Raw genomic sequence first — 26,537 nt, 5'->3', positions numbered from 1 at the left:
ATCTGAGCTAGCGCGGGTTGTTGTCGCCGTGGCCCAACCGCCGCAGGAAATCCGGATCGTCGTCGGGCCCGATGACGCGGGTCTTCGGTCGATTGGCCTGGGACCGCGCCGCACGCCATCCGACGTAGATCAGCGTTCCCAAAATCACGACGAGCAGCAGGTAGAGCACACAACACCTCCTTCGGGCGAATATACCCGCGCCGTAGGCTTTGGCTGTGTCACAAGAAGGTAGCGACAACAGCACTGGGGGCCCGGGCAACGACGGCGGCGGCGAGAGCGCCGAGAACCACGTCGTCGTCCCCGTTTTGGCATACATGGCGGCGCGGTTGCTGCTGGCGGTCGTGCTCACCGCCGTGATCTACGGCGTCGCGCGGCTGGCGGGCATCACGCAATTCCCCCTCGTGGTGGCGGCGCTGTTCGCCCTGGTCATCGCGATGCCGTTGGGCATCTGGGTGTTCGGGCCGCTGCGCCGACGCGCCACCGCGGCGCTGGCGGTCGCCGGTGAACGGCGCCGACGGGAGCGCGAGCTGCTGCAGGCCCGGCTGCACGGGGACGCAACGCCCGACGAGCCGCGCGACGACGGGTGACGGGTCAGCCGTTGGGCAGCCGGACGACCTGGGCGGCATAGCTCAGGCCGGCGCCGTAACCGATCAGCAGGGCCAGGTCGCCGGCCTTGGCGGCCCCGGTCGCCAGCACCTCGGCCATGGCCAACGGGATGGACGCCGCCGAGGTGTTGCCGGTGTGCTCGATGTCGTTGGCGATCACCGCGTCCGGCCGCAACTCGAGGCTCTTGGCCAAAATCTCGTTGATTCGGCTGTTGGCCTGGTGCGGCACGAAGACGTCGATCTCGTCGGGCCGGATCCCCGCCGCGTCCATGGCCTGCTGGCCGACCTTGCCCATCTCGAAAGCCGCCCAGCGGAAGACCGCGCTGCCCTCGAGCCGGAGGAAGGGGCGCGGGCCGGTGGGATTCTCCAGGTAGTCGAGCCAGTCGATGTCCTGGCGGATGGCGCTGGCCTGGTTGCCGTCACTACCCCAGACGGTCGGCCCGATGCCCTGCGTGGGCGTCTCGCCCACCACCACGCCGGCCGCGCCGTCGGCGAAGATGAAGCAGTTGCTCCGGTCTTGCATGTCGATCGTGGGGGACAGCTTCTCCGAGCCCAGGACCAGCACCCTGGCGGCGGTCCCACCGCGGATCATGTCGGCCGCGACGCCCAGCGCGTACCCGAACCCGGCGCAGCCCGCCGAGATGTCGAAGGCGGGCACCCCGGTGGCGCCCAACGCCGCCGCGACCGCGGGGGCGCATGCGGGGGTCTGCAGGAGATGGGTGCTGGTGGCCACGATGACGCAGTCGATGTCGGACGCCTCGAGGGACGCCTTGGCGATCGCCTCCCGCCCGGCCTCGGTCGCCATCGAGGCGGCGGATTCGTCGCGCGCGGCGAACCGGCGCGTCTTGATCCCGGTGCGCGAATAGATCCACTCGTCGGAGGAGTCGATGTTTTCGCAGAGCTCGTCGTTTGTCACCACGCGTTCGGGGCGGTATGACCCGACGCTGAGCAAGCCGATGTTGGTGGGCCCGCTGGTCGCGGAAATCTGCTTCATTGCGGTCCTTCGCTATCCCCGGGGCAGACGCAAAAGTACCGCAAAAGCGCGGTTTTCGGGTGCCTTTACGTCTGCTCGCACTCTAGGTACCCATAGCCAGCGCCGCCGCCACCGCGATCGCCCACACCACCATCGCCAGGCCGGTATCGCGCAGCACCGGGATCAGCTCCGGGCCGCCGCGGCCGGATCGCACCGGGGCCGTGGCGCGCAGGGCCAGGGGCGTGGCCACCAGCCCCACGGCGCACCACGGCGTGGCCACCACGAGCACCAGGGTCAGCACTGCGGCGGTGCCCAGCAGCGCCTGATACAGGATGCGGGTGCGGGCATCGCCCAACCGCACCGCGAGGGTGACCTTGCCCGACCGCGCGTCGGTGGGGATGTCGCGCAGGTTGTTGGCCACCAGCACCGACGACGACAGCGCCCCGATCGACACCGCCAGCAGCAGACCGACCCAGTCCACCCGCAACGCCTGCGTGTACTGGGTGCCGAGCACGGCGACCAGGCCGAAGAACAGGAACACCGCGACCTCGCCAAAACCGGCGTAGCCGTAGGGTTTCGAGCCGCCGGTGTACAGCCACGCCCCGGCGATGCAGGCCGCACCGACCGCGATCAGCCACGGCGCGCTGCACAGCGCCAGCGCTAACCCGGCGAGCGCCCCGATTGTCAGGCTCGCGACGGCGGCGCCCAGCACCGCGCGCGGGGCCGCGAGCCGCGAGCCGACCAGGCGCACCGGGCCGGCCCGGTCGTCATCGGTGCCGCGGATGCCGTCGGAGTAGTCGTTGGCGTAGTTGACGCCGACGGTCAGTGCGAGCGCGACGGCCAGCGCCAGCAGCGCCTTCCACCACACCGCGGATCCCAACCAGGCCGCGGCGCCGGTGCCGGCGACGACCGGCGCCACCGCGTTGGGCAACGTCCGCGGCCGCGCACCCGAAACCCACTGCCCGAGATTGGCCACAACGCCATCCTGCCAGGGTGCGGGCCGCGCGGCCGCGCGCCCCGCACCCGCGGTCACGCCGACGTCATGGCCCACAATGGTCGGATGCTCGGAGTCATCGGCGGCAGCGGCTTCTACACCTTCTTCGGATCCGACGCCGAGGACGTCACGGTCGACACCCCCTACGGAGCGCCCAGCGCCCCGGTCACCGTCGGCGCCGTCGAGGGACACGACGTCGCGTTCCTGCCCCGTCACGGCGCCAAGCACGAGTTCTCCGCGCACACCGTGCCGTACCGGGCCAACATGTGGGCCCTGCGCAAACTCGGCGTGCGGCGGGTGCTCGCGCCGTGCGCGGTCGGCAGCCTCAAACCCGAACTCGGCCCGGGCTCCATCGTGGTGCCCGATCAGCTGGTCGATCGCACCCGGGGCCGCGCCGACACCTATTTCGATTCCGGCGGCATCCACGTCGACTTCGCCGATCCGTACTGCCCGACGCTGCGCGCCGCGGTCACCGAGGTCCCCGACGTGGTCGACGGCGGCACCATGGTGGTGATCCAGGGGCCGCGCTTTTCCACCCGCGCCGAAAGCCGGTGGTTCGCCTCGGCCGGGTTCGCGCTGGTGAACATGACCGGATACCCGGAGGCGGTGCTCGCCCGGGAGCTCGAAATCTGTTACGCGCCAATCGCTTTGGTCACAGACCTGGACGCCGGCGTGAGCGCCGGGGAGGGCGTGCGGACCGTCGACGTGTTCGCCGAATTCGAACGCAACATCGGACCCTTCAAGGCGCTGGTGCGCGCGGCCATCGGCCGGGTCGCCGCCGACCGCACCTGCACGCACTGCCTGCCGCACACCGGCGTGACGCTGCCCATCGAGCTGCCGTGAGGGTGCTGTTGACCGGCGCGGCCGGGTTCATCGGCTCGCGGGTGGGCGCCGCGCTGCGCGCCGCCGGCCACGACGTCGTCGCCGTCGATATTCTGCTGCCCGCCGCGCACGGCCCAAATCCGGTGCCGCCGAAGGGATGTCACCGGGTCGACGTGCGCGACGCCGACGCGCTGGCCCCGCTGCTGGACGGCGTGGACGTGGTGTGTCATCAGGCGGCGATGGTGGGCGCGGGGGTGGACGCCGCCGACGCGCCCGCCTACGGCGGCCACAACGATCTGGCCACCACGGTGTTGCTGGCGCAGATGTTCGCCGCCGGGGTGCGGCGCCTGGTGCTGGCGTCGTCGATGGTGGTGTACGGGCAGGGGAGTTATCACTGCCAGCGGCACGGACGCGTGGAGCCGCTGCCGCGGCGGCGCGCGGACCTCGACGCCGGGACCTTCGAGCACCGGTGCCCGGCCGGCGGGGAGGAGCTGGCCTGGCGCCTCGTCGGCGAAGACGCCTGCCTGCGGCCGCGCAGCCTGTACGCGGCCAGCAAGACCGCGCAGGAGCATTACGCGCTGGCCTGGTCGGAGGCCACCGGCGGCTCGGTGGTGGCGCTGCGCTACCACAACGTCTACGGCCCCGGCATGCCCCGCGACACCCCGTATTCGGGCGTGGCGGCGATCTTCCGGTCATCGCTGGAAAAGGGCGATCCGCCAAGGGTTTTCGAGGACGGCGGTCAGATGCGCGACTTCGTGCACGTCGATGACGTGGCCGCCGCCAACGTCGCGGCGCTGCAACATGACGAGGGTTTTCTCGCGGCCAATGTCTGCTCGGGGCAACCCATTTCGATCTTGGAGGTGGCCGCCGCGCTGTGCGAGGCGCGGGGCGGTTCGCTGTCCCCGGTGATCACCGGCCAGTACCGCAGCGGCGACGTGCGCCACATCGTCGCCGACCCGTCCCGGGCCGCCGAGGTGCTGGGGTTTCGCGCGGCCGTCCTACCGCGCGACGGGTTACGCGAATTCGCGTTCGCGCCGCTGCGCTGAACCGCTACGCCTGCGGCGGGCGGTAGATCTGCGGCTTCGGAACCGGTATCTGCCGCGTGCCGGAGTCGTCGCCGCGAAAGATCCTGGGTGAGCCGGCCAGCGGCGGTATCTCCGCGGTGGGCGGGTCGCTCTCGGCGCCTCCGGTGGGGATGCGGGTAGTGGCCGCGGCCGACGGCGCGGCGGCCTGGCCCACCCGCACCCGGGTCGTCGGTGCCGCCGCATTGGCGTCGGCCGCGCGCCTGCGGGCGGCGCGGCGAGCCAGCCGTCGCCCGCGCAGTTGCCCGGCCACGACGGCGGCCGCCAGGATGCCCAGCGCCAGGCCGCACAGCGTCACGTCGAAGGTGCTGGTGATCTGCTGGGCGAGATCGTTGCCGTAGACCGGGTGCCGCGCAGGCGAATTGGGCGATTCCGCGAACCGCGGCGCCAGCGCGACGCCGACGATCACGCGGGCGACGCTGAGGGCGACGACCAGCCCGCACAGCGACGTGACCAGTCGCGCGGAGAGGTTGGCCAGGCTGCGGCGCAGCCAGATCGCCAGGGCCGCGGTCACCAGATCGAAGACGGCCAGCACGACGCTGTCGTACCGGGAGAACGGATAGTTCAGGACGATGCCGACAACGAGGTCGGTGAGCCGCATCGCGATCGACCCCACGGCCCAAACGGCGATGAGCAGCAAGCCGTTTCGGGTCGCCGCGCGCCACGCGGATTCCTCCGTCGGCGACGGGTTTCGCTGACCGAACAGGGCCCGCGGCGCGAAGATGGCCGCGCCGGCGGCCCACGCCAGGTAGCCCTCGAACCCGACGCCGGCGGTCGAGGTGTTCTGCGCGATGCCGTGGAACGCGTCGAGGTCGCGACCGGCGGGCAGGATCCACACCAGAATCCCCGCGATTAACGTCGACGCGCCGAGCGCGACGGTGGTCAGCCGGCTCGCGCGGGTGCGCTGCAGCAGCCACCTCGAGGCGACCAGGACCGCGACCAGCGCCACCACCCCGTACACCACCGCGGTGGCGATCACCGCGACGTTCTGCTTGCCGAATTCGGCCGCGCCGCTGGTGCTTTGCAGCGCGTAGCGCACCCGCCAGTACAGGTTGAAACCGAAGCTGAGCACCGCCGCGAGCATCGACACCGCGCCGATGATCCGGGCGGACCGGTGCCAACCGGTGTACTCGTCACCCGCCGGGACCGCCGGCACCGCTTGGGCACTCAACAACGCGCCGGCGACGCCGACCCACGCCCCCGGCCCCACGCCACCTGGCACGGTGACCGTGCCCCCGAACCGCACGGTCTCGTACGCGTCGAACACGACGAATCCGAGCACCAGCAGCAGATAGGGGACGTTGAGCGCCAACCGAAGCCGCTCAGGGCCGGACCGCGCGCCGGACGACCTCCACGACCCGGCCACCGCGAGGGCGGCGACGGCCAGCACCGTGACGGCGAGCAGCAGCGCGAACAGGGCCGGATTGCTGTCGGGAATCCCGACGCCGAAGTACAGATTCCAGGGCAGGAACACGGCGACGACCAGCAGCACCGCCGCGGTCGCGTCGCTGACGATGGCCCGGCGCCGTCCCGTCCCCCCGGCGGCGGGCGCCGTGGCGCCCGTGGCGTGCGGGCGGATGATGCGGGGCGCGGGCGCCTGCTGGGCCCGGGCCCCGATGGGGCCGGTTGGCGTGTCGTCGCTGCTCTGGCTCACCATGCCCCCCGGGATTCAAGGACAACCATTTTCGGCGCAGTTGCCGGTGTCCGGCGGGGGAATACCCTGCCGAGCCGCCTGCACTGCTCGCTTGCGAACATATTCTCCGTTCGGCTGCCGTGGCGGTGGCGGGGACCGGCCGCGGCGCGGAGGCGATTCCGCGGCGACCGTCCTGTCATTCGAAAAGCTGGTTACGCTGCGCTAGTAGGCGAACCTTGTCGCCGAATGACTGACACTGCCGACGGTATCGCAAGTGTAATGATGCCGGGACATTGCTGGCCGCGGGGTGGCCAGGGTGAAGGAGAAGCGGGATGGACGTGGTTTTGGGGGTCGCGGTCACCGGTCCCGTCGCCCGCTTGGCGCTCCTAGGGCCGGGCGCCCAGGGCACCGACGTGATCGACCAATCCGTCATCGATCTCGCGGACAATCCGCTCGACACGCTCACCGAGACCGTGGTCGGCACCAATCGCTTGTTGGCCGACGAGAACCACCGGCTGGTCGGCACCCGGCTGTGCTGGTCCGACGATCCCCGGGCCGACCAGTTGCGGCGGGCGCTGGAGGATTCCGGCGTGCACAACGTCGCGGTGCTCTCCGAGTCGCAGGCGGTGGCCGCCCTGATGCGCGCGGCCGGGCGGCCCGGCGCCGCGCTGGTGATGGACGACGCGACTGCCACCCTGTCGGTGGTCGGCCGGGACACCGGCGATCCCGACGCGCCGCCGACCGTGTTGGCCAGCCAGCCGCTGACCGGCGCCGCGGGCCCAGACGCCACCGCCGCGTTCCAGACGATGATGGCGAACCTCGGCACGCATCCCGATGCGCCGGGCGAGGTGTATCTGATGGGCGCCTCGCCCGACCTCAACCGCGTCGCCGACGAATTGCGCGACGCGTCCACCATGCGGGTGCAGGTCGCCGAGGACCCCACGTTCGCGCTCGCGCGCGGCGCCGCGATCGCCGCGGCGGCGGCGTCCGCGGGGGACGCGACGGCCATGGCGCCGGCGGTCGGCCTGACCGGTGACGCCACCGCGATGGCGCCCGCGGTCGGGGATGCCACCGCGATGGCCCCCGCGGCGGGCCTCACCGGGGATGAGACGACGGTCGTGCCCGCGCCGGACGCCGAGGAGCCGCAGCTTGCGTATTCGATGGCCGACGAGGGCGGGGTCTATCCGGGCGAGATGGACGAGTACGACCCCGAATTCGACGACTACGACTTCGGCGAGGACTTCGGCGAGGACGCCGATGTCGATGAGGCCGCGCCGACCAAGCTGTCGCGGCGATCGCTGGTGATCGGCAACGCCGTGATCGCCTTCGCGGTCATCGGATTGGCGTCGCTGGCCACCGCGATCGCCGTCGCCGTTGAACCGACCGCCAGCCGGCAGCCGGTGGTGGGTGTGCAGAACGGCACTCCGGGCAAGTTCATGCCGATCCTGCCGAGCCAGCAGCAGGCGCCGCTGCCCCCGCCGCCGGCCGAGGCGCCCAACGCCGGGTTCCAGGGCGGCACCGTCCCGGCTCCCGAGCACGTGGCGCCCCCGTCCGGAGGGGGCCCGCAGGTCGCTCCGGTTCCCGAGGCGCCGAGCAACCCCGGTGTCGTGCCCAACCCCGATCCGGGTTGGGCGCCGCGCCCGAATCCCATTGTGCCGGTTCCCATTCCGATTCCCATTCCGATCCCGGGGTGGCAACCGCCCTACAACCCGCCGTATAACCCGACGACGCCCTACACGCCGCCGACCACCACGCCGTCCCAGCCTCCGACGACCACGTATTCGCCTCCGACGACGACGTATTCGCCTCCGACGACGACGTACGAACCGCCCACCACCACCTACTCGCCCCCGACCACCACGTACTCGCCCCCGACGACGACGTATTCGCCTCCGACGACGACGTATTCGCCCCCGACGACGACGTATTCGCCTCCGACGACCACGTACGCGCCGCCGAGCACCAAGGCAACCACCCAACCGCCGGTGCAGACGCACACCCAGCAGACCGCACCGCCGACGCACTCGCAGCAGCCGCTGTTCCCGCAGGAACCCCGCCCCCGCCGCGGGTTCTGACGCGTGCCTGACACCGGCGACCTGGTCACGGTGGTCCTGCCCTGCCTCAACGAGGAGGAGTCGCTGCCGGCCGTGCTGGCCGCCATCCCGGCCGGATACCGGGCGCTGGTGGTCGACAACAACAGCACGGACGACACCGCCGGGGTCGCCGCGCGCCACGGCGCCCGGGTCGTCACCGAACCGCGGGCCGGGTACGGCTCGGCCGTGCACGCGGGCGTCGTGGCCGCGACGACCCCGATCGTGGCGGTCATCGACGCCGACGGCTCGATGGACGGCGGCGACCTGCCACGGCTGGTCGCCGCGCTCGAGCAGGGCGCCGACCTGGTGACCGGCCGGCGCCGGCCGGTGCCCGGGCTGCACTGGCCGTGGGTGGCCCGCGTGGGCACCGTCGTCATGAGCTGGCGGCTGCGCACCCGCCATGGCCTGCCGGTGCACGACGTCGCGCCCATGCGGGTCGCCCGGCGCGAGGCGCTGTTGGGGCTGGGCGTCGCCGACCGCCGATCGGGTTATCCGCTGGAACTCTTGGTGCGCGCCGCGGCCGCCGGCTGGCGCGTCGTCGAACTCGACGTCAGCTACGGCCCGCGCACGGGCGGCAAGTCGAAGGTCAGCGGATCGCTGCGCGGCAGCATCACCGCGATCCTCGACTTCTGGAAGGTGATCTCGTGACCGCCCTGCCGGTGACCCTGCTGGTGGTCGCCAAAGCGCCCGAGCCGGGCCGGGCCAAGACGCGGCTCGCGGCGAGCGTCGGGGACCGGGTGGCCGCCGAGATCGCCGCCGCCGCATTGCTCGACACGCTGGACGCGGTGGCCGCCGCGCCGGTGGCGGCGCGGGTTGTCGCGCTCACCGGCGACCTGGACCGCGCCGCGAGCGCCGCCGACATCCGGCGACGACTGGCGTCCTTCACCGTGATCGCCCAGCGCGGCGACGATTTCGCCGCAAGGCTCGCCAACGCGCACGCCGACGCGTCGTCGGACGGCCTGCCGGTGCTGCAGATCGGGATGGACACTCCCCAGGTCACCGCCGAGTTGTTGACCGGCTGCGCGCGCCGGCTGCTCGAGGTCCCGGCCGTGCTCGGGCCGGCCCGCGACGGCGGTTGGTGGGTGCTGGGCGTGGGCGCCCCGGCGATGGCCCAATGCCTGCGCACCGTTCCGATGTCGGCGCCCGACACCGGGAAGATGACGCTGAAGGCATTGCGCGACAACGGTATTGACGCCACTACGGTGCAGACGCTGGCGGACGTCGACGTCGTCGACGACGTCGCCGCGGTGCGCGAGGCCTGCGGGCCCGACAGCCGCTTCGCGCGGGTCACCCGCGCGGCCGGGCTCTGACCGCCCCTACCAGTTCGTCAAGATGATCGTGTTGAGCGCCACGGCGCCGACGGCGTTGAGCGCCAGCCAGATCCGGTGCGACCGGACGGGCAGCAGCGCGGCGGCCGCGGTGAGCCAGATGGTGAACGGCAGCCAGATGCGCTCCACCTCGGCCTTGCTGAGCATGCTCAGGTCCGCGCACACGATCGCGGCCAGCACGCCCAACAGCACCAGGTGAAACCCGGAGCGGCGACGGATGGCGTCCCCGTCGAACACCCGCCCGAGGCCGGCGACACCGCCCAAGCCGATCGCGCAGACCACGCACGCCAGGTTGGCCCAGCTCCAATACTGAAAGGGTCGGTCCTTGGCGATGCCCTGCCAATAGCGTTGCTGCACAAGGTGATAGCCGTCGAACCAGTAGAACCCCGCGACGGCGAAGGCCACCGCCACCCCGATCGCGGCCAGGGCCGCCGGGCCGAGCGCCCGCAGGATCGCCCTCCAGTCCGCCGCGGACGCCAACACCGCCGCCGCCGGCAGGCCCATCAGCATCAGGCCGTAGTTGCAGAACACGCCCCAGCCCAGCAGCAGCCCGGCGCCCGCGGCGGTCAGGGCGGGGAACCGGACCGGGCGGTGCACCGCCACGGCCAGCAGCGCGATACCCCACGCGGCCACCCCGGCGAAGTATCCGTCGGCGGAGACGGCCACCCAGATCGCCGTCGGCGCCAGCGCCACGAACGGGGCGGCCCGCCGCGCGGTCGCCTCGTCCGCCAGCGCGCGCACGGCGATCACCACCGCGGCGGCGGCGCTGGAGCCGACCAGTAGGCACAGCAGCCCGGCCCAGGCGCCGCCGTGCAAACCCATGCGGTCCAGCCAGACGAACGTCAGCAACGCACCGGGCGGATGCCCGGACACGTGGGTGGTCCACGAATGCGGTTGGTAATCCACGATCCGGCTGGAGAACGTGCGCAGCGTGGCTGGAATGTCGGTGATGCCCGGCACTTGCGACAGGTATTCGTCCCGGGTGGTCAAACGGCCGGCGAAGCCGCGCTGCCAGCCGTCGATCATCGCCAGCGCGAACGCCCACCCGCCGGCGAGCGCCCAGCTGCCCAGCGTCAACGCGCGCCACGAAAGCCGTTGCGCCAGAATCGGTCCCCACGCGACGGCGGCGACGGCCAGGGCGATGGCCGGGCCGGTTCCCCAGCCGGCGTGGATCAGCCATTCGCCGAAGATCGGCGCGGCGCCGGCGTGGGTGGCGAACTGTTCCCGCCCGACGTCGAGGCGCGGCCGCACCCCCGGGTTCATCCGCGGCAGCAGGAACGCCGCCGCCACCAGCGCCGCCCCGGCCACGGCCGCGACGGCGTCCCGCACTGCCTCCCGTCGAGCGAGCCTCACGGACGCACAGCCTATTGATCGCTCGCGCCGGCGAAGCGGCGCACCAACGCCGCGCGGTCGACCTTGCCGATGCCGCGGCGCGGCAGCGCGTCGACCAAGTGCACCTCGCGCGGCGCGGCGGTGGCGTCCAGGGTGCGTGTCACGTGGGCGCGCAGCGCGTCCAGGGTCGGCGGCACGCAGCCGTCCTTCAGCACGATCGCGGCGACCACCCGTTGCCCCAGGCGTTCGTCGGGCAGCCCGAACACCGCGCACTCGCTCACGGCGGGGTGGCGGCACAGCGCCGCCTCGACGGGTTGCGGCAGCACGGTCAGCCCGCCGGTGCTGATCGCGTCGTCGGCGCGGCCCAGGACCGTCAGCACGCCCGCGCCGTCGAGGGCGCCGAGGTCGCCGGTCGCGAACCAGCCGGGCTCGGCGAACGGGTCCGGGTCGACGGGATTGCGGTAGCCCTTGGCCACCGTCGCGCCGCCGATGACGATGCGCCCGTCGGCCACCTTCAGCCGCACCCCGGCGAGCGGGACGCCGTCGTACACGCACCCGCCGGCGGTCTCGCTCATGCCGTAGGTGCGCACCACGGTGATTCCGGCCGCGGCCGCGGCGTCCAGGACGGGTTGTGGGGCGGGCCCGCCGCCGAGCAGCACGGCGTCGAGTTCGGCGAGGGCCGCCGCGGCCGCCGGGTCGGTGAGCGCCTTCGCCAGCTGCGCGGCGACCAGCGAGGTGTATCTCCGGCCGGGGCCCAAAGCGCCGATGACCCTGGGCAATTCGGCGACATCAAATCCTGCGGAGACGTCCACCTCGACCGGCGTCGTTCCGGCGAGCAGGCTGCGGACCAGCACCTGCACCCCGGCGATGTGGTGTGGCGGCAAGGCGAGCAGCCAGCTGCCCGGCCCGCCGAGACGGTCGTGGGTGGCCGCGGCGCTGGCCCGCAGCGCGGCGGCGGTCAGCAGGGCGCCCTTCGGGGTGCCGGTGGTGCCCGACGTGGCCGCCACCAAGGCGACGTCGTCGTCGATCGCCTCCCCGACCCGCAGCCCCGCCCGCAGCACTTCCGACTCGCGGTCGTCACCGACGGCCACCAGCGCGGGGTCGCGTCCCTCCAGCACGCCTTCCAAGGCGGGTAACAGCGTCCCGACCGCCGAGCCCGGCGGGACGTGCAGCGCGCGCAGTACGGCTATGCGGGGTCCCCGGCCTGGTCGGCGTCGTCGAACGGCCAGCCCTGGGCCGCCAACCGCACCCGCACCCGCTCGACGTCCTCGGGCGAGGGCAGCTCGTCGGTGATCTGGGTGATCAGCACGCCGATGTCGACGTCGTCGAACTCGCCGCGCCGAACCAGCTCGCAAGCCACGGCCTTGGCTTCGCCGTTGGACAACCGGCGGGCCAGCAGCGCGAGCACCGGGAACGTGTCGGTGGGTGGCACGCCGTCGGGGTAACCCGCGCGGAGCCACGAAACGATGGAATTGAGAAATCCATTCACGCGGATACAGCTCTCCCCGGCGTCCGGTTCGCCAACTCGGTGGGCAACTCGGTGGGCATTGAACGATGCTACTTGGGTTTCGCTCCGAGTAGCGGATAGCCAGTGTGATGGGCGATGAAGTCCCGGGCAATGTAGAGCAAGGCCAGTACGATCACCGCGATGACCAGCGCGTAGATGGTCCACGCCAGTGCGGTCAGCATCGGGTTGCGCCTCGGGGCCGAGCCGTTGCTGGCGCCGTCCAGATTGATGTCGCCGGCACCCGCGGACTGCAGCCGGATCCCGAGGGCGAACAACCCCGGCAGGGCGGCGCCGGCCAGCATGGCGAAGAGCAGAATCTTCAGGCTGGCCTGGTAGTTGAACCAGTCGCCGATGTGGCTCATGAGGCGTTCGCTTTCAGCGACGGGTCGTCGGAGTCGTACCGGGTGGACATGTCGCCGAACGGGGGCCCGGTGTGGGTGGGCGGGCGCCGGTCGTCGGCCGTGTCCAGCCCGCTGGTCAGATCGCCCTTCCATTCGGCGTTGACGTTGTGGTGGTCGACCTTGACCTTGCGCGACCGGATGTAGATGGTGGCCGAGACCGCGACCAGCAGCGCGAAACCGACGATCGCGCCGGGGTAGCCGCCGATCAGGTGCACGATCTCGTAGGTGAAGGCGCCGACCAGCCCGGCCAGCGGGAGGGTGACCAGCCAGGCGACCCCCATGCGGCCGGCGACGCCCCAGCGGACCTCGCCGCCGGGCTTGCCCAGCCCGCTGCCCAGCACCGAGCCGGTGCACACCTGAGTGGTCGACAGCGCGTAGCCGAAGTGGGCCGACAGCAGGATCACCGCGGCCGAGGAGGACTCGGCGGCCATGCCCTGCGGCGACTGGATCTCGACCAGGCCCTTGCCCAGGGTGCGGATGATGCGCCACCCGCCGAGGTAGGTGCCGGTCGCCATCGCCAGCGCGCAGCTCACGATGACCCACAGCGGCGGCATGGTGGCGGTCTTGCTGACCGAGCCGTAGGAGATCAGCGCCAGGAAGATGATGCCCATCGTCTTCTGCGCGTCGTTGGTGCCGTGTGCCAGCGAGACGAGCGACGCCGAGCCGATCTGGCCGCGCCGGAAGCCCGCTTCGGTGCGCGCCTTCGGGACGCCGCGGGTGATCCGGTAGACCAGCCAGGTGGCGACCGCGCCGATCGCGATGGCCAAAATCGCCGACACGACGGCCGGGATGATGGCCTTGGAGATCACGCCCTTCCAGATCACCCCGTGCGCGCCGACGGCGGCGATCGTGGCGCCGACGATGCCGCCAATCAAGGCGTGCGACGAACTCGAGGGGATACCGAGGAGCCAGGTCAGCAGGTTCCAGACGACGCCGCCGACCAGGCCGGCGAACACGAGTTCCAGCGTCACGATGTTGGCGTCGATGAGGCCCTTGGCGATCGTCGCGGCCACCGCGGTGGACATGAACGCGCCCACCAGATTCAGTACCGCCGAGAGCAGAACCGCCGTTTTGGGCTTGAGCGCTCCACTGGCGATGGAGGTCGCCATCGCGTTGCCCGTGTCGTGGAAGCCGTTGGTGAAATCGAAAGCCAGTGCCGTGATTACGACGATGATCAAGAGGAACAATTGGATGTTCACAGGGCCTGATTCTGGTGGTAGGGGCAATCCATTGTCGAATGCGGCATGACCTGAAACGCGGGTTGACCTTGAGTCGTCGCCAGATGTTACCTCTCAGTTAACCGGCGTTTCCCTGCCGTTCACCTCGGGTGTCGCGGCGCAGCGGGTGGTCCGCGGGGATCTGAAGGAAAATGAGCGTGATCCCGTCGGGGTCGAGCACGTGCATCTCGTGCAGGCCCCAGGGTTCCTGGCGTGCCTCGCGGGCGATCGACACGCCGCGACCGCGCAGCTCGGCCTGGGTCGCCTCGAGGTCGCGGACCTGCAGCCACAGCGCGCCGGGGAACGGGCCGCGGGAGTGGTCCGGGGAGCCGTATCCGGCCAGCTCCAGCAGCGACTGCCCCGCGAAAAACACTGTGCCGCCGCCGTATTCACGGGCTATCGCCAGGCCGATCTGGTCGCGGTAGAAGGCCAGCGACTGCTGATAGTCCGCCGGCCGGAGCAGCATCCGGCTGGCCAGGATCTCCATAGCCTCGTGTCTATCACACAGCCTGATCGAGCCCGGTCGGCTCAGCTGTCGCCCGTGCGATTGGGCTGGATTCGCTGGCGTTGCAGCATGGCGTTGACCCAGCGGGGGCCGAAGGTGTCCAGCGCCTTGGCCGCGATCGCCATCCGCGGTGCGATGCGCACCGGCCGGGTGCGGGCGGCGGTGATCATCCACTCGCCGGCCTCCTCCGGCGTCAGCGCCGGCATGCCCTCGTAGGCCTTCGTCGGCGCGATCATCGGGGTGGCCACCAGCGGGTAGTACAGCGTCGTGGAGTGCACACCCCGCTCGCCCCACTCCGTTTCGACGACCCGGCTCACCGTCGACAGCGCCGCCTTCGACGCGTTGTACACCGAGAACAGCGGTGAGGCCTCCGAGAGCACCCCCCACGTCGAGACGTTGATGATGTGGCCGTCGCCGCGCTCGATCATCCCCGGCGCCAGGCCGCGAATCAGCCGCAACGGCGCGTAGTAGTTGAGCACCATGGTGCGTTCGACGTCGTGCCAGCGTTCCAGCGACTCGGCCAGCGGCCGGCGGATGGAGCGGCCGGCGTTGTTGATCAGGATGTCGACGCCGCCGAGCCGCTTCTCGACGTCGGCGACGAGCGCGTCGACGGCGTCCATGTCCGAGACGTCGCACGCGATCGCCGTGGCCTCACCGCCGGCCGCGGTGATCCGCGCGGCCAGCGCGTCCAGCAGCTCCTGGCGCCGGGCGACGACCACCACCGTGGCGCCCTCGCGGGCGAACTGCTCGGCCGCGGCCTCGCCGATCCCCGACGACGCCCCGGTGAGCACGATGCGCTTGCCCGCCAGGTCGATCGGCTTGATCAGCGGCCGGTTGACCAGCACCTGCGGGGCCATGGGCGGTCGCATGGTGGCCAGCACCAGCTGGTCGGCGAACCGGCGTAGCGGACTCTTACTCACGGGACGCGAGTCTAGGCGGGCGGGCGGCCTCAGAAGTACCGGGGAAACCGGCTCCAGTCGGGGTCCCGCTTTTCTAAGAAGGCGTCGCGGCCCTCGACGGCCTCGTCGGTCATGTACGCCAGCCGGGTGGCCTCGCCCGCGAACAGCTGCTGGCCCACCAGGCCGTCGTCGAGCAGGTTGAACGCGAACTTCAGCATGCGTTGCGCCTGAGGGGATTTGGCGTTGATCTCGCGCGCCCACTGGATCGCTTCCGACTCCAGCTCCGCATGGTCGACGACGGCGTTGACCGCGCCCATGTGATGCATCTGCTCGGCGGTGTAGACCCGGCCGAGAAAGAAGACCTCGCGGGCGAACTTCTGGCCCACCTGGCGGGCCAGATACGCGCTGCCGTAGCCGCCGTCGAAGCTGCCCACGTCGGCGTCGGTCTGCTTGAACCGGGCGTGCTCGCGGCTGGCCAGGGTGAGGTCGCAGACCACGTGCAGGCTGTGCCCGCCGCCAGCCGCCCACCCGTTGACCAGGCAGATGACCACCTTGGGCATGAACCGGATCAGCCGCTGCACCTCGAGGATGTGCAGCCGGCCTGCGCGGGCGGGGTCGACGGTGTCGGCGGTCTCGCCGCTGGCGTACTGGTAGCCGCTGCGCCCGCGGATGCGCTGATCCCCGCCGGAGCAGAACGCCCAGCCGCCGTCCTTGGGGGAGGGGCCGTTGCCGGTCAGCAACACCACGCCCACGTCGGGGGACATCCGGGCGTGGTCGAGCACCCGGTAGAGCTCGTCGACGGTGTGCGGCCGGAACGCGTTGCGCACCTCGGGCCGGTTGAACGCCACCCGCACCGTCGCGTCGTCGACGTGCCGGTGGTAGGTGATGTCGGTCAGGTCGTCGAAGCCGTTGACGGGACGCCACGCCTGCGCATCAAAGGGGTTGTCGCTCAAGGGTTTTGAACTCCTATGCCGGGTCCAGGCGGAACACGGCGCAGCGGCCGGCCAGCGCCTCGAACTCTTCGGGGCGCCCGTCGGTGACCAGGCCGGCCCGCTTCATGAAACCGACGCCGGTGGGCACCTCGGTGGGGAAGGCCCGCAGGATGGGCCGCGCGTCCTCGGGGGACAACTCGGCCATCCGCACCCGCTCGACGTGCCGGCCGCGGGCGATCGTCGCCTCGCCTGCCGCCCGCACGTTGGCCACCCAGTCGGCGCCGGGGAATCCGGCGACGACGTACCGCTCGCCGTCGAGGGTCATCGGGGTCACCGGGGTCAACCGCGCGGCGCCGGAGGTGCGGCCGGGCACGGTCAAGACGACCGGACTCTCACCGCCGAAACGCATTCCCAGCCGAGACATTCCGATGAAGACCTTGTTGGCCGGCTTCAGCCACCACGGCGGCCGGACACGGTTGGCGCTTCCCATAGGCAGCGACGTTACCTCTGGAAGGGCTCGACGCCATGAGGCTGGGGCTCCGTCGCGCCCACGGCGTCGAGCCGTGCCAGCGCGTCGGCGTCCAGGGACACGTCGGCCGCGCCGAGGTTCTCCTCGAGGTGGGTGATCGACCGGGTGCCGGGGATCAGCAACGTGTTCGGCGCGTGCGCCAGGATCCAGGCCAACCCGACCTGGGCGCCGGTGACGCCCAACTCCCCGGCGATGCCGGCCACCACCGGATCGTCGCCGACCTTCGGGAATCCCGGGAAGGCCGAACCGAGCGGGAAGTACGGCACCCACGCGATGCCCTCGGCCTTGCACAGCTCGAGCGTCGCTTCTTGCGAGCGGTCCAGCAGGCTGTAGGCGTTCTGCACGCAGACGATTCCGGCGGGCAGCGCGCGCTGCACCACCTCGAGCGGCACGGCGCTGATCCCGATCCCGCCGATCTTGCCCTCGTCGCGCAGGGCGATCATCTCGGCGAGTTGGTCATCGAGGTCGACGACCTGGTCGCCCTCGGCGGCCAGTCCCGGACCGAGATCGAGCCGGCGCAGGTTGACCACCGGAATCCGGTCCAGACCGAGTTGGCGCAGGTCGTCTTCCACGGCGGCGCGCAGCTCGGCCGGCTTCTGGGCGGCGGCCAGCGGAATGGGTTGGTCGCCGGTATAGCGGGCGCCGACCTTGCTGACGATGACGAGGTCGTCCGGGTAGGGCGCCAGCGCCGCGCGGATCCGGCGGTCCACCTCGCCGGGGCCGTAGAACGACGCGGTGTCGATGTGGTTGACGCCGAGTTCGATCGCGCGCCGCAGCACGGCGGCCGCGTCCTGCGGGGACGCCTCGAACAGTTGCATGGTGCCGTAGCCCATCCGGGCGACGTCCGCCGTGCCGAGAGTGCCGATGCCGCCGGGCCGGGGTTGGTCTGTCATGGTGCTCCCTTGATCGTGAGAGACTGGAGAATGCGGAGGGTCCTCCGCTTTCGTCAGAGTAGCAGAACCGGAGGAGCCTCCGCTTTGGTCGGAAGATCGGATGCGCGCCGCAATCGCGAACGGCTGCTGGAGGCGGCCACCGCGGCATTCACCGAGCACGGCGGCTCGGTGTCGCTCGAGTCCATCGCCCGCGACGCGGGGGTGGGGATCGGCACGCTCTACCGCCATTTCCCGAACCGCGAGGCGCTGGTCGAGGCGATCTACCGCGCCGAGCTCGCCGAGGTGGCCGCGGCCGCCGAGCGGCTGCTCGAGCGGCATCCGCCCAAGACCGCGTTGCGGCGCTGGATGGACCGTTACGCGGGCTTCGTGGCCGCCAAGCGCGGCATGGCCGAGTCCCTGCACGCGATCTTCGACTCCGGCGCCATGGAGCCGAGCCAGACTCGCGACAGCATCGTCGGCGCCGTCGCTTCGCTGTTGCGGGCCGGCGCCGACGACGGCAGCCTGCGCGCCGACGTGCGCGCCGACGATGTGGTGTCCAGCCTCATCGGCATCTTCGTGGCCAGCGGTTCACCGGAGCAGACCGGCCGCATGCTCGACCTGCTGGTGGCCGGGGTGACGGCCTAGCTTGCCGACTGCCCGCCGAGCGTGCGGCCAGCTTCACGTTCGGCCTCGAGTGTGCGGCCGGCCGCACGTTGGGCGAGCCTCTAGCCCACGGAGCGCTCGGCGCCCTCCCAGAACTGCGCGCGGACGGCCTTCTTGTCCGGCTTGCCCAGCCCGGTCAGCGGCAGCGAGTCGGCCAGCACCACGCGCTTGGGCGACTGCACCGAGCCCTTGCGGTCCTTGACCGCGGCCTGGATCTCGGCGGTCATCTTCTCGATCGCCGCGTCGTCGCGGGGCGCGTCGGCGCGCAGCACCACCACCGCGGTGACGGCCTCGCCCCACTTCTCGTCCGGCGCGCCGACCACGCACACCTGGGCGATCGCCGGGTGCTCGGCGACCACGTCCTCGACCTCGCGGGGGAACACGTTGAAGCCACCGGTGACGATCATGTCCTTTACCCGGTCGACGATGAAGTAGAAGCCGTCCTCGTCCTCGCGGGCCATGTCGCCGGTGTGCAACCAGCCGTCCTTGAACGTCTCGGCCGTCGCCTCCGGCAGGTTCCAGTAGCCGCCGGCCAAAAGCGGTCCGCTGACACAGATTTCGCCCGGCTCGCCCTGCGGAACCGGCTTGCCGTCCTCGCCGAGCAGCGCGACCCGCGCGAACAGCGTCGGGCGCCCGCAGGAGGTGAGCCGCTTCTCGTCGTGCTCGTTCTTGGCCAGGTAGGTGATCGCCATCGGCGCCTCGGACTGCCCGTAGTTCTGGGCGAAGATCTTGCCGAACCGCCGGATCGCCTCGGCCAGCCGCACCGGGTTGATCGCCGAGGCCCCGTAATAGACGGTCTGCAGCGACGACAGGTCGCGGGTGTGCGAATCCGGGTGATCCATCAACGCATACAGCATCGACGGCACCAGGAAGGTTGCCGTAATGCGCTTTTCTTCAATGGTTTTCAGCACATCGGCCGGGTCGAATTTGGGCAGCACGTGCATCTCGCCGCCCTTGATCAGGGTGGGCAGGAAATACGCCGCGCCGGCGTGCGACAGCGGCGTGATCATCAAGAACCGCGGCTCCTCCGGCCACTCCCACTCCGAGAGCTGGATCTGGGTCATCGACGAGATCGACTGCGCGGTGCCCATCACGCCCTTGGGCTTGCCGGTGGTGCCGCCGGTGTAGGTCAGGCCGATGACCTGATCCGGCGGCAGGTCCGCGGCTGCCAGCGGCTGCGGGTCGTACTTGGCCGCCTCGGCCGCCAGGTCGACCGCCACCCCGTTCAAAGCCTCGGGCACCGGGCCGATCGTCAGGATCTGCCTGAGCCCCGGCACCTTCTCCAGCAGGGCCAGCGCACGCTCGACGAACATCGGGTTGGGATCGATGATCAGCGAGCTGATGCCGGCATCGTTGAGCACGTACGCGTGGTCGTCCAGCGAGCCCAGCGGGTGCAGGGCGGTGCGCCGGTAGCCGCGGGTCTGGCCGGCGCCGATGATCAGCAGCACCTCGGGACGGTTGAGCGACAGCAGGCCGACCGCGACACCGGTGCCCGCGCCCAGCGCCTCGAACGCCTGGATGTACTGGCTGATCCGCTCGGCCATCTGACCGCCGGTCAGCGTGGTGTCGCCGAGGAACAGCACCGGCTTGTTCTTGTGGCGCTTGAGGGCGCCCACGAGCAGGTGGCCGTTATGGGTCGGGTTGCGCAGCAGCTCGTCCGTCATGGCGCCGCTCCTCCTCATCGCTTCGCTCTGCCATCGTCGCGGACGCGACTCAATGAGCAAGACTAGAACGTGTTGCAATTTGGGTCTGCCGCGCCCTCGATCACCCCGCGGATCTAGGCCTGACCCGTGCCGACCCGCTTCGATCGGCTCCGCCGCTCTCGCGATCGCCACTAGGCCTGACCCGCGCCGACCCGCTTCGATCGGCTCCGCCGCTCTCGCGGTCGCCACTAGGTCTAACTGTGTGCCGACCCGCTTCGATCGGCTCCGCCGCTCTCGCGATCGCCACTAGGATCGCTCCCCATGGGGCAGGCAGATCTCGTCGTGACCGGAACCATCCTGACCGTCGACGAGGCCCGGCCCACCGCCGAGGCGCTCGCGGTGGCCGACGGCCGGATCGTCGCCGTCGGGACTCGTGCCGAGGTCGCCGACGCCATCGGGCCCGACACCGAGACCGTCGACGTCGGTGACGGCTGCGTCATGCCGGGATTCGTTGAGGCCCACGGCCATCCGCTGATGGAGGCGGTCGCGTTGTCGGACCGTCTGGTCGACATCCGACCGGTCACCATGCGCGGCGCCGACGACGTCGTCGCCGCGGTGCGCTCCGAGGTCGCGCGGCGCGGATCCGACGGCGCCTACCTCAACGGCTGGGATCCGCTGTTGCAGAACGGTCTTCCGGAGCCGACGCTGAGCTGGCTCGACGGCATCGCGCCCGACGGCCCGCTGGTGATCATGCACAACTCCGGGCACAAGGCGTACTTCAATTCGCGCGCCGCGCAGCTGCACGGACTGAACCGTGACACCCCGGACCCCAAGGGCGCCAAGTATGGCCGCGACGCCAACGGTGAACTCGACGGCACGGCCGAGGAGACCGGCGCGGTGTTCCCGCTGCTGGGCGGGGTCATCGACTTCGCCGACTACCCGCGGATGCTGCTCGCCGAGTGTGCCCGGCTCAACCGCGCCGGGCTGACCACCTGTTCGGAGATGGCGTTCGACCCCGGGTTCCGGCCACTGGTCGACGAGCTGCGCGGGCGGCTGACGGTGCGGCTGCGGACCTACGAGATCTCCAACCCGCAGATGTCCACCGACGCCACACCCAGGCAGGGCGACGACATGCTCCGCCAGGTCGGCATCAAGATCTGGGTCGACGGCTCGCCCTGGATCGGCAACATCGACCTCTCGTTCCCCTACCTGGACACCGAGGCCACCCGCATCATCGGCGTCGTACCGGGTTCGTGCGGCTGCGCCAACTACACGAAAGAGCAGCTGCACGAGATCGTCGGCGCCTACTTCCCGCTCGGCTGGCCGATGGCCTGCCACGTGCAGGGCGACGCCGGCGTCGACACCATCCTCGACGTCTACGAGGAGGCCCTGCAACGCCATCCGCGCGACGATCACCGGCTGCGGCTCGAGCACGTCGGCGCCATCCGGCCCGAGCAGCTGCGGCGCGCCCACGACCTCGGCGTCACCTGCAGCATCTTCGTCGACCAGATCCACTACTGGGGCGACGTCATCGTCGACGGCCTGTTCGGCGAGGAGCGCGGAACCCGTTGGATGCCAGCGGGATCCGCGGTGGCCACCGGGATGCGGATCTCGCTGCACAACGACCCGCCGGTCACGCCCGAGGAGCCGCTGCGCAACATCAGCGTGGCCGTGACCCGGACGGCGCCCAGCGGCCGGGTGCTCGGGCCCGAGGAGCGGCTGACGGTCGAGCAGGCCATCCGCGCCCAGACCATCGACGCCGCGTGGCAGCTGTTCTCCGACGACGTGATCGGCTCGCTGGAGGTCGGCAAGTACGCCGACCTGGTCGTGCTCTCGGCCGACCCGCGCATGGTGCCGCCCGAGCGCATCGCCGACCTCGACGTGCGGGCGACGTATCTGGCGGGCCGCCAGGTCTACAGCGCGTGAGGCCGCCCCTCGAGGATCTGCTGGACCGCCTGCACGTGGTGGCGCTGCCCATGCGGGTGCGGTTCCGCGGCATCACCACCCGCGAAGTCGCGCTGATCGAGGGCCCGGCCGGCTGGGGGGAGTTCGGGGCTTTCCTCGAATACCAGCCGCCCGAGGCCGCGCACTGGCTGGCCTCCGGCATCGAGGCCGCCTACCGGCAGCCGCCGCCGGTACGACGGGAGCGCATCCCGATCAACGCCACCGTGCCGGCCGTGCCGGCCGCGCAGGTGGGCGAGGTGCTGGCCCGCTTTCCCGGCGCCGGGACGGCCAAGGTGAAGGTCGCCGAGCCCGGCCAGACGCTGGCCGACGACGTCGCCCGGGTCAACGCGGTGCGCGACCTGGTGGCGACCGTGCGGGTGGACGCCAACGGCGGCTGGAGCGTCGAGCAGGCGGCCCAGGCGGCTGGAGCGTTGACCGCCGACGGCCCGCTGGAATACCTCGAACAGCCCTGCGCGACGGTCGGCGAACTCGCCGAGCTGCGGCGCCGCGTCGACGTGCCGATCGCCGCCGACGAAAGCATCCGCAAGGCCGACGACCCGCTGGCCGTGGTCCGCGCCGGCGCCGCCGACATCGCGGTGCTCAAAGTCGCTCCGCTGGGCGGGATTTCGGCCATGCTCGCCATCGCCGACCAGATCGACATCCCCGTCGTGGTCTCCAGCGCGCTGGACTCCGCGGTCGGGATCGCCGCCGGGCTGACCGCCGCGGCGGCCCTGCCGCGGCTGCGGCACGCCTGCGGGCTGGGTACCGGGGGGCTGTTCGTCGAGGACGTCGCCGAGACCGCCGCACCCGTCGACGGGAACCTGGCCGTCGGGCCGGTGACGCCGGATCCGGCGCGGCTGCGCACGCTGGCGGCACCGCCCGAGCGGCGGCAGTGGTGGATCGACCGGGTCAAGGCGTGCCATCGGCTGCTTGTACCGTCGTCCGGGTGATCAACCTGGCTTACGACGACCGCGGCTCCGGTGAGCCCGTGGTCTTTATCGCCGGCCACGGCGGCGCCGGACGGACCTGGCACCCCTATCAAGTCCCCGCGTTCCTGGCGGCCGGATACCGCGTCATCACCTTCGACAACCGCGGGATCGGCGCCACGGAGAACGCCGAGGGCTTCTCGACGCAAACCATGGTCGCCGACACCGTGGCGCTGATCGAAGGGCTGAACGCGGCCCCCGCCCGCATCGTCGGAATGTCGATGGGCGCCTTCATCACCCAGGAACTCATGCTCACCCGGCCCGATCTGGTGAGCGCGGCGGTCCTGATGGGCACCCGCGGCCGCATGGACCGTGCGCGGCAGTTCTTCCGCGACGCCGAGGCCGAGCTGTCCGACGCCGGCGTCGCACTGCCGGCCGCCTACGAGGCGAAAATCCGCCTGCTGGAAAACTTTTCCCGCAAAACTCTCAACGACGACACCGCGGTCGCCGACTGGATCGCCATGTTTTCCACCTGGCCCGTCAAGTCCACCCCGGGCATGCGCGCCCAGCTGGATGTCGCGCCCTACACCAGCCGGTTGTCGGCTTACCGCAGCATCGCGACGCCGGTGCTGGTGATCGGCTTCTCCGACGACGTCCTGACGCCGCCGTATCTGGGCCGGGAGGTTGCCGACGCGCTGCCCAACGGCCGCTACATGCAAATACCCGACACCGGGCACCTCGGGTTCTTCGAGCGGCCCGACGCCGTCAACGCCGCCATGCTCAAGTTCTTCGCCGAGCCCCGATAGCCGCCCAGCGTCGACTTGTTGCGCGAGATCACGGCGATCCGCCGCAACCACTCCACGCTCGGCGTGCGATCGGCGGGCTGTGACACCCTGTAGGAGTGAACCCCTCGACGACTCAGGCTCGCGTCGTCGTTGACGAGCTGATTCGCGGCGGTGTCCGCGACGTGGTGCTGTGCCCGGGTTCGCGCAACGCCCCGCTCGCCTTCGCGCTGCAGGACGCCGACCGGTCCGGCCGGATCCGCCTGCACGTCCGCATCGACGAGCGCACCGCCGGCTACCTGGCCATCGGCCTGGCGATCGCCGACGGCGCGCCCGTGTGCGTCGCCATGACGTCCGGCACCGCCGTGGCCAACCTGGGCCCGGCCGTGGTGGAGGCCAACTATGCCCGGGTGCCGCTGATCGTGCTGTCGGCCAACCGGCCCTACGAACTGCTGGGCACCGGGGCCAACCAGACCATGGAGCAGCTGGGCTACTTCGGCACCCAGGTCCGCGCCACCATCAGCCTCGGCCTCGCCGAGGACGCCCCCGAACGGCTGGACGCGCACAACGCCACCTGGCGCTCGGCCACCTGCCGGGTCCTGGCGGCCGCCACCGGGTCTCGCACCGCCAACGCCGGCCCCGTCCAGTTCGACATCCCCCTGCGCGAACCCCTGGTGCCGGATCCCGAACCGCGCGGCGCGGTGATGCCGCAGGGCCGCCCGGGCGGGCGGCCGTGGACCTACACCCCGCCGGTCAGCTTCGACCAGCCGCTCGAAATCGACCTCACGCCCGACACGGTCGTCATCGCCGGCCACGGCGCCGGCGCCCACCCCGCCCTCGCCGAGCTGCCCACCGTGGCCGAACCGACCGCTCCGGCCCCGGAGAACCCGCTGCACCCGCTGGCGCTTCCGTTGCTGCGGCCCAAGCAGGTGATCATGCTCGGCCGCCCCACCCTGCACCGCCCGGTGTCGGCGCTACTGGCCGACCCCCTGGTGCCGGTGTACGCGCTGACCACCGGCCCCCGCTGGCCCGACGTCTCGGGAAACTCGCAGGCCACCGGCACGCGGGCGGTCACCACCGGGGCGCCGAACCCGGCGTGGCTGCACCGCTGCGCGGAGACGAACCGGCACGCCAACGACGCGGTGCGCGGCCAGCTCGCGGCGCACCCCCTGACCACCGGCCTGCACGTCGCGGCGGCGGTGGCCGACGCGCTGCGGCCCGGCGACCAGCTGGTGCTCGGGGCGTCCAACCCGGTCCGCGACGCGGCGCTGGTCGGCCTGGACACCCACGGCATCCGGGTGCGCTCCAACCGCGGGGTCGCCGGCATCGACGGCACCGTCTCCACCGCGATCGGGGCGGCGCTCGCCCACGAACGCGAGGGCGACCCGGACAGCCCGGCGCGGACCGTCGCGCTGATCGGCGATCTGACCTTCGTGCACGACAGCTCCGGGCTGCTGATCGGCCCCACCGAACCCACCCCACGCCACCTGACCATCGTGGTCTCCAACGACAACGGCGGCGGCATCTTCGAACTGCTCGAGCAGGGCGACCCGCGGTTCTCCGACGTGTCGTCGCGGGTGTTCGGCACCCCGCACGACGTCGACGTGGGGGCGTTGTGCCGCGCGTATCACGTGGAGAGCCGGCAGATCGAGGTCGACGAATTGCACGCCGCGCTCGACGAACCCGGCGCCGGGATGCGGGTGCTGGAAGTCAAGGCGGACCGCTCCTCGCTGCGGCAGCTGCACGCCGCCATCAAGGCGGCGCTGTGAGGCGCGCATAGATGGCGAGATCCCCAAAGGTTCTGCTGCACATACTGATTCACGGACGCAGTGACGAACCTCCGAAAACCCGTGCCAAGGTCGCGTTGCGGTGGGCCCGGATCGCGGTGCTGATCGTCGCCGGCCTGGTCACGCTGCAGTCGGTGCTTCTGGTGGCCGGCGCGTGGCGCAACGACCTGGCGATCAGCCACAACATGGGCGTCGCGCAGGCGGAGGTGCTCAGCGCCGGGCCGCGCCGCTCCACCATCGAATTCGTCACCCCCGAGCGGGTCACCTACCGTCCCGAACTCGGTGTGCTCTACCCGTCCCACCTGGCCACCGGGATGCGGATCTACGTGGAGTACAACAAGAACGACCCCAACCTGGTTCGCGTGCAGCATCGCAACGCCGGCCTGGCGATCATCCCGGCCGGATCGATCGCGGTGGTGGGCTGGCTGGGGGCGGCGGCGCTGCTGGCGCTGCTGGCGCTGCTGGACAAGTGGCTGGATCGCCGCGCCGCAAGCGCCGAACCTGCAAATTTCGCGTGACGGATGCCCGCAGGCAACCTTGTCGACAGGCGGCGCTGACACGGTGGTGAGGTGCGCGTTGCCATCGTCGCGGAATCTTTCCTGCCGGAAGTCAACGGTGTCAGCAACTCGGTGATCCGGGTGCTCGAGCACCTGCGCCGCACGGGCCACGAGGCCCTCGTCATCGCCCCCGACACGCCTCCCGGCGAACCCCGGGCGGAGCGCATCCACGACGGCATCCGCGTCCACCGGGTGCCGTCACGCATGTTCCCGAAGGTGACCACGCTGCCGCTGGGCGTGCCGACACCCCGGCTGGTGAGCGTCCTGCGCGGATTCGACCCGCACGTCGTGCATCTGGCGTCGCCGGCGCTGCTGGGTTATGGCGGGGTGCGCGCGGCGCGGTGGCTGCGGGTGCCGACGGTCGCGGTGTACCAAACCGACGTCCCGGGTTTCGCGGCGAGCTATGGCATCCCGATGACTGCACGGGCCGCGTGGGCGTGGTTCCGGCACCTGCACGGCCTCGCCGACCGCACCCTTGCCCCGTCCAGCGTGACGATGGAAGCGCTTGTCG

Annotated in this window: 27 protein-coding genes and 1 pseudogene; 13 read left to right on the top strand and 15 right to left on the bottom strand. The window is 71.4% G+C overall.

Going from position 1 to position 26,537, the window contains the following annotated elements; all coding sequences use genetic code 11:
- Positions 1 to 7 precede the first annotated feature (7 nt).
- Positions 8 to 169, bottom strand: a complete 162-nt coding sequence (locus JF781_RS09945; RefSeq protein WP_225328817.1) for a hypothetical protein — start codon at positions 167 to 169, stop codon at positions 8 to 10.
- A gap of 46 nt (positions 170 to 215) precedes the next feature.
- Between JF781_RS09945 and JF781_RS09940 the strand changes: the two genes are divergently transcribed.
- The gene (locus JF781_RS09940; protein ID WP_225328818.1) at positions 216 to 587 is read left to right on the top strand and encodes a DUF4229 domain-containing protein; all 372 of its coding nucleotides are present in this window, start codon (positions 216 to 218) and stop codon (positions 585 to 587) included.
- 4 nt (positions 588 to 591) lie between these two features.
- Here the strand turns inward: JF781_RS09940 and JF781_RS09935 are convergent, their stop codons facing one another.
- Positions 592 to 1,599: a beta-ketoacyl-ACP synthase III gene (locus JF781_RS09935; RefSeq protein ID WP_008261082.1), complete on the bottom strand. Its 1,008-nt coding sequence runs from the start codon at positions 1,597 to 1,599 to the stop codon at positions 592 to 594.
- A gap of 82 nt (positions 1,600 to 1,681) precedes the next feature.
- Positions 1,682 to 2,554 (bottom strand): 1,4-dihydroxy-2-naphthoate polyprenyltransferase, encoded by an 873-nt coding sequence (locus JF781_RS09930; protein ID WP_225328826.1) that lies wholly within the window; start codon positions 2,552 to 2,554, stop codon positions 1,682 to 1,684.
- Positions 2,555 to 2,638: 84 nt separating this feature from the next.
- On the opposite strand from JF781_RS09930, the gene JF781_RS09925 reads away from it, so the two are divergent.
- Positions 2,639 to 3,415, top strand: a complete 777-nt coding sequence (locus JF781_RS09925) for an S-methyl-5'-thioadenosine phosphorylase (RefSeq protein ID WP_225328819.1) — start codon at positions 2,639 to 2,641, stop codon at positions 3,413 to 3,415.
- Positions 3,412 to 4,440, top strand: a complete 1,029-nt coding sequence (locus tag JF781_RS09920; RefSeq protein WP_225328820.1) for an NAD-dependent epimerase/dehydratase family protein — start codon at positions 3,412 to 3,414, stop codon at positions 4,438 to 4,440. Before JF781_RS09925 ends, JF781_RS09920 begins: the two co-directional genes overlap by 4 nt.
- A 4-nt stretch (positions 4,441 to 4,444) precedes the next feature.
- Here JF781_RS09920 and JF781_RS09915 read toward each other — a convergent pair whose 3' ends face one another.
- Positions 4,445 to 6,133, bottom strand: coding sequence for a hypothetical protein (locus tag JF781_RS09915; protein WP_225341161.1), 1,689 nt, complete (start codon positions 6,131 to 6,133; stop codon positions 4,445 to 4,447).
- 308 nt (positions 6,134 to 6,441) lie between these two features.
- Between JF781_RS09915 and JF781_RS09910 the strand changes: the two genes are divergently transcribed.
- From JF781_RS09910 to JF781_RS09900, 3 genes are read left to right on the top strand one after another with little or no spacing between them, the layout of a single operon-like run.
- Entirely contained in the window at positions 6,442 to 8,184 is a 1,743-nt protein-coding gene (locus JF781_RS09910; RefSeq protein ID WP_225329445.1) for a hypothetical protein, read from the top strand.
- 3 nt (positions 8,185 to 8,187) lie between these two features.
- The gene (locus JF781_RS09905; protein WP_225329444.1) at positions 8,188 to 8,850 is read left to right on the top strand and encodes a glycosyltransferase family 2 protein; all 663 of its coding nucleotides are present in this window, start codon (positions 8,188 to 8,190) and stop codon (positions 8,848 to 8,850) included.
- Entirely contained in the window at positions 8,847 to 9,512 is a 666-nt protein-coding gene (locus JF781_RS09900) for a DUF2064 domain-containing protein (RefSeq protein WP_225329443.1), read from the top strand. Before JF781_RS09905 ends, JF781_RS09900 begins: the two co-directional genes overlap by 4 nt.
- Positions 9,513 to 9,518: 6 nt before the next feature.
- Here JF781_RS09900 and JF781_RS09895 read toward each other — a convergent pair whose 3' ends face one another.
- The 10 genes and pseudogenes from JF781_RS09895 to JF781_RS09850 form a co-directional block, all read right to left on the bottom strand.
- A complete protein-coding gene (locus JF781_RS09895) occupies positions 9,519 to 10,883 on the bottom strand; it encodes a hypothetical protein (RefSeq protein WP_374109686.1) in 1,365 nt (454 codons plus the stop codon).
- Between the two features lie 11 nt (positions 10,884 to 10,894).
- Entirely contained in the window at positions 10,895 to 11,980 is a 1,086-nt protein-coding gene (menE, locus tag JF781_RS09890; protein ID WP_308011586.1) for an o-succinylbenzoate--CoA ligase, read from the bottom strand.
- A gap of 68 nt (positions 11,981 to 12,048) precedes the next feature.
- Positions 12,049 to 12,351, bottom strand: a complete 303-nt coding sequence (locus tag JF781_RS09885) for a DUF3349 domain-containing protein (RefSeq protein ID WP_225329441.1) — start codon at positions 12,349 to 12,351, stop codon at positions 12,049 to 12,051.
- 68 nt (positions 12,352 to 12,419) lie between these two features.
- Positions 12,420 to 12,731 carry a hypothetical protein gene (locus tag JF781_RS09880; protein ID WP_225329440.1) on the bottom strand — a complete coding sequence of 104 codons (312 nt, stop codon included), beginning with the start codon at positions 12,729 to 12,731 and terminating at the stop codon, positions 12,420 to 12,422.
- A gap of 13 nt (positions 12,732 to 12,744) precedes the next feature.
- A pseudogene (locus JF781_RS09875) lies at positions 12,745 to 13,969 on the bottom strand (anion permease).
- Between the two features lie 97 nt (positions 13,970 to 14,066).
- Positions 14,067 to 14,474 (bottom strand): VOC family protein, encoded by a 408-nt coding sequence (locus tag JF781_RS09870; RefSeq protein ID WP_225329438.1) that lies wholly within the window; start codon positions 14,472 to 14,474, stop codon positions 14,067 to 14,069.
- A gap of 41 nt (positions 14,475 to 14,515) precedes the next feature.
- Positions 14,516 to 15,412, bottom strand: a complete 897-nt coding sequence (locus JF781_RS09865) for an SDR family oxidoreductase (protein ID WP_225329437.1) — start codon at positions 15,410 to 15,412, stop codon at positions 14,516 to 14,518.
- 29 nt (positions 15,413 to 15,441) lie between these two features.
- A complete protein-coding gene (locus JF781_RS09860; RefSeq protein ID WP_225329436.1) occupies positions 15,442 to 16,344 on the bottom strand; it encodes a 1,4-dihydroxy-2-naphthoyl-CoA synthase in 903 nt (300 codons plus the stop codon).
- Between the two features lie 13 nt (positions 16,345 to 16,357).
- Positions 16,358 to 16,813 carry a nitroreductase family deazaflavin-dependent oxidoreductase gene (locus JF781_RS09855; protein ID WP_225329435.1) on the bottom strand — a complete coding sequence of 152 codons (456 nt, stop codon included), beginning with the start codon at positions 16,811 to 16,813 and terminating at the stop codon, positions 16,358 to 16,360.
- Positions 16,814 to 16,824: 11 nt separating this feature from the next.
- Complete coding sequence (locus JF781_RS09850) at positions 16,825 to 17,745, bottom strand: aldo/keto reductase (protein WP_225329434.1); 921 nt, start codon at positions 17,743 to 17,745, stop codon at positions 16,825 to 16,827.
- An 84-nt stretch (positions 17,746 to 17,829) separates the two neighbouring features.
- Here JF781_RS09850 and JF781_RS09845 point away from each other — a divergent pair, with 84 nt between their 5' ends.
- A complete protein-coding gene (locus JF781_RS09845; RefSeq protein WP_225329433.1) occupies positions 17,830 to 18,369 on the top strand; it encodes a TetR/AcrR family transcriptional regulator in 540 nt (179 codons plus the stop codon).
- Between the two features lie 80 nt (positions 18,370 to 18,449).
- On the opposite strand, the gene fadD8 is transcribed toward JF781_RS09845, so the two are convergent.
- Positions 18,450 to 20,069, bottom strand: a complete 1,620-nt coding sequence (fadD8, locus tag JF781_RS09840) for a fatty-acid--CoA ligase FadD8 (RefSeq protein ID WP_374109685.1) — start codon at positions 20,067 to 20,069, stop codon at positions 18,450 to 18,452.
- A gap of 282 nt (positions 20,070 to 20,351) precedes the next feature.
- Between fadD8 and JF781_RS09835 the strand changes: the two genes are divergently transcribed.
- The 6 genes from JF781_RS09835 to JF781_RS09810 all read left to right on the top strand — a co-directional run.
- Entirely contained in the window at positions 20,352 to 21,956 is a 1,605-nt protein-coding gene (locus tag JF781_RS09835) for an amidohydrolase (protein ID WP_225329431.1), read from the top strand.
- A 50-nt stretch (positions 21,957 to 22,006) separates the two neighbouring features.
- The gene (locus tag JF781_RS09830) at positions 22,007 to 22,924 is read left to right on the top strand and encodes an o-succinylbenzoate synthase (protein WP_374109688.1); all 918 of its coding nucleotides are present in this window, start codon (positions 22,007 to 22,009) and stop codon (positions 22,922 to 22,924) included.
- Positions 22,921 to 23,706, top strand: a complete 786-nt coding sequence (locus tag JF781_RS09825) for an alpha/beta fold hydrolase (protein ID WP_225329429.1) — start codon at positions 22,921 to 22,923, stop codon at positions 23,704 to 23,706. Before JF781_RS09830 ends, JF781_RS09825 begins: the two co-directional genes overlap by 4 nt.
- A 95-nt stretch (positions 23,707 to 23,801) precedes the next feature.
- Positions 23,802 to 25,451, top strand: coding sequence for a 2-succinyl-5-enolpyruvyl-6-hydroxy-3-cyclohexene-1-carboxylic-acid synthase (menD, locus tag JF781_RS09820; protein WP_225329428.1), 1,650 nt, complete (start codon positions 23,802 to 23,804; stop codon positions 25,449 to 25,451).
- Between the two features lie 11 nt (positions 25,452 to 25,462).
- On the top strand, positions 25,463 to 25,987 hold the full coding sequence (locus JF781_RS09815; RefSeq protein WP_225329427.1) for a DUF3592 domain-containing protein: 525 nt from the start codon (positions 25,463 to 25,465) through the stop codon (positions 25,985 to 25,987).
- Positions 25,988 to 26,038: 51 nt separating this feature from the next.
- The coding region (locus JF781_RS09810; protein ID WP_225341160.1) for a glycosyltransferase at positions 26,039 to 26,537 on the top strand (499 nt) is incomplete at its 3' end.

Origin of the sequence: Mycobacterium sp. WUMAC-067, assembly GCF_020217485.1 — a bacterium.
In the GTDB taxonomy this organism is placed as follows: Bacteria; Actinomycetota; Actinomycetes; order Mycobacteriales; family Mycobacteriaceae; genus Mycobacterium.
This window is presented reverse-complemented; position numbering and strand designations above follow the sequence as displayed.

Bases quoted from the DNA above. Each gene is read 5' to 3' on its own strand.
- JF781_RS09935 (WP_008261082.1), bottom strand. From the start codon at position 1,599: ATGAAGCAGATTTCCGCGACCAGCGGGCCCACCAACATCGGCTTGCTC.
- JF781_RS09925 (WP_225328819.1), top strand. From the start codon at position 2,639: ATGCTCGGAGTCATCGGCGGCAGCGGCTTCTACACCTTCTTCGGATCC.
- JF781_RS09915 (WP_225341161.1), bottom strand. From the start codon at position 6,133: ATGGTGAGCCAGAGCAGCGACGACACGCCAACCGGCCCCATCGGGGCC.
- JF781_RS09910 (WP_225329445.1), top strand. From the start codon at position 6,442: ATGGACGTGGTTTTGGGGGTCGCGGTCACCGGTCCCGTCGCCCGCTTG.
- JF781_RS09880 (WP_225329440.1), bottom strand. From the start codon at position 12,731: ATGAGCCACATCGGCGACTGGTTCAACTACCAGGCCAGCCTGAAGATT.
- JF781_RS09870 (WP_225329438.1), bottom strand. From the start codon at position 14,474: ATGGAGATCCTGGCCAGCCGGATGCTGCTCCGGCCGGCGGACTATCAG.
- JF781_RS09855 (WP_225329435.1), bottom strand. From the start codon at position 16,813: ATGGGAAGCGCCAACCGTGTCCGGCCGCCGTGGTGGCTGAAGCCGGCC.
- JF781_RS09850 (WP_225329434.1), bottom strand. From the start codon at position 17,745: ATGACAGACCAACCCCGGCCCGGCGGCATCGGCACTCTCGGCACGGCG.
- fadD8 (WP_374109685.1), bottom strand. From the start codon at position 20,069: ATGAGGAGGAGCGGCGCCATGACGGACGAGCTGCTGCGCAACCCGACC.
- JF781_RS09835 (WP_225329431.1), top strand. From the start codon at position 20,352: ATGGGGCAGGCAGATCTCGTCGTGACCGGAACCATCCTGACCGTCGAC.
- JF781_RS09830 (WP_374109688.1), top strand. From the start codon at position 22,007: ATGCGGGTGCGGTTCCGCGGCATCACCACCCGCGAAGTCGCGCTGATC.
- JF781_RS09815 (WP_225329427.1), top strand. From the start codon at position 25,463: ATGGCGAGATCCCCAAAGGTTCTGCTGCACATACTGATTCACGGACGC.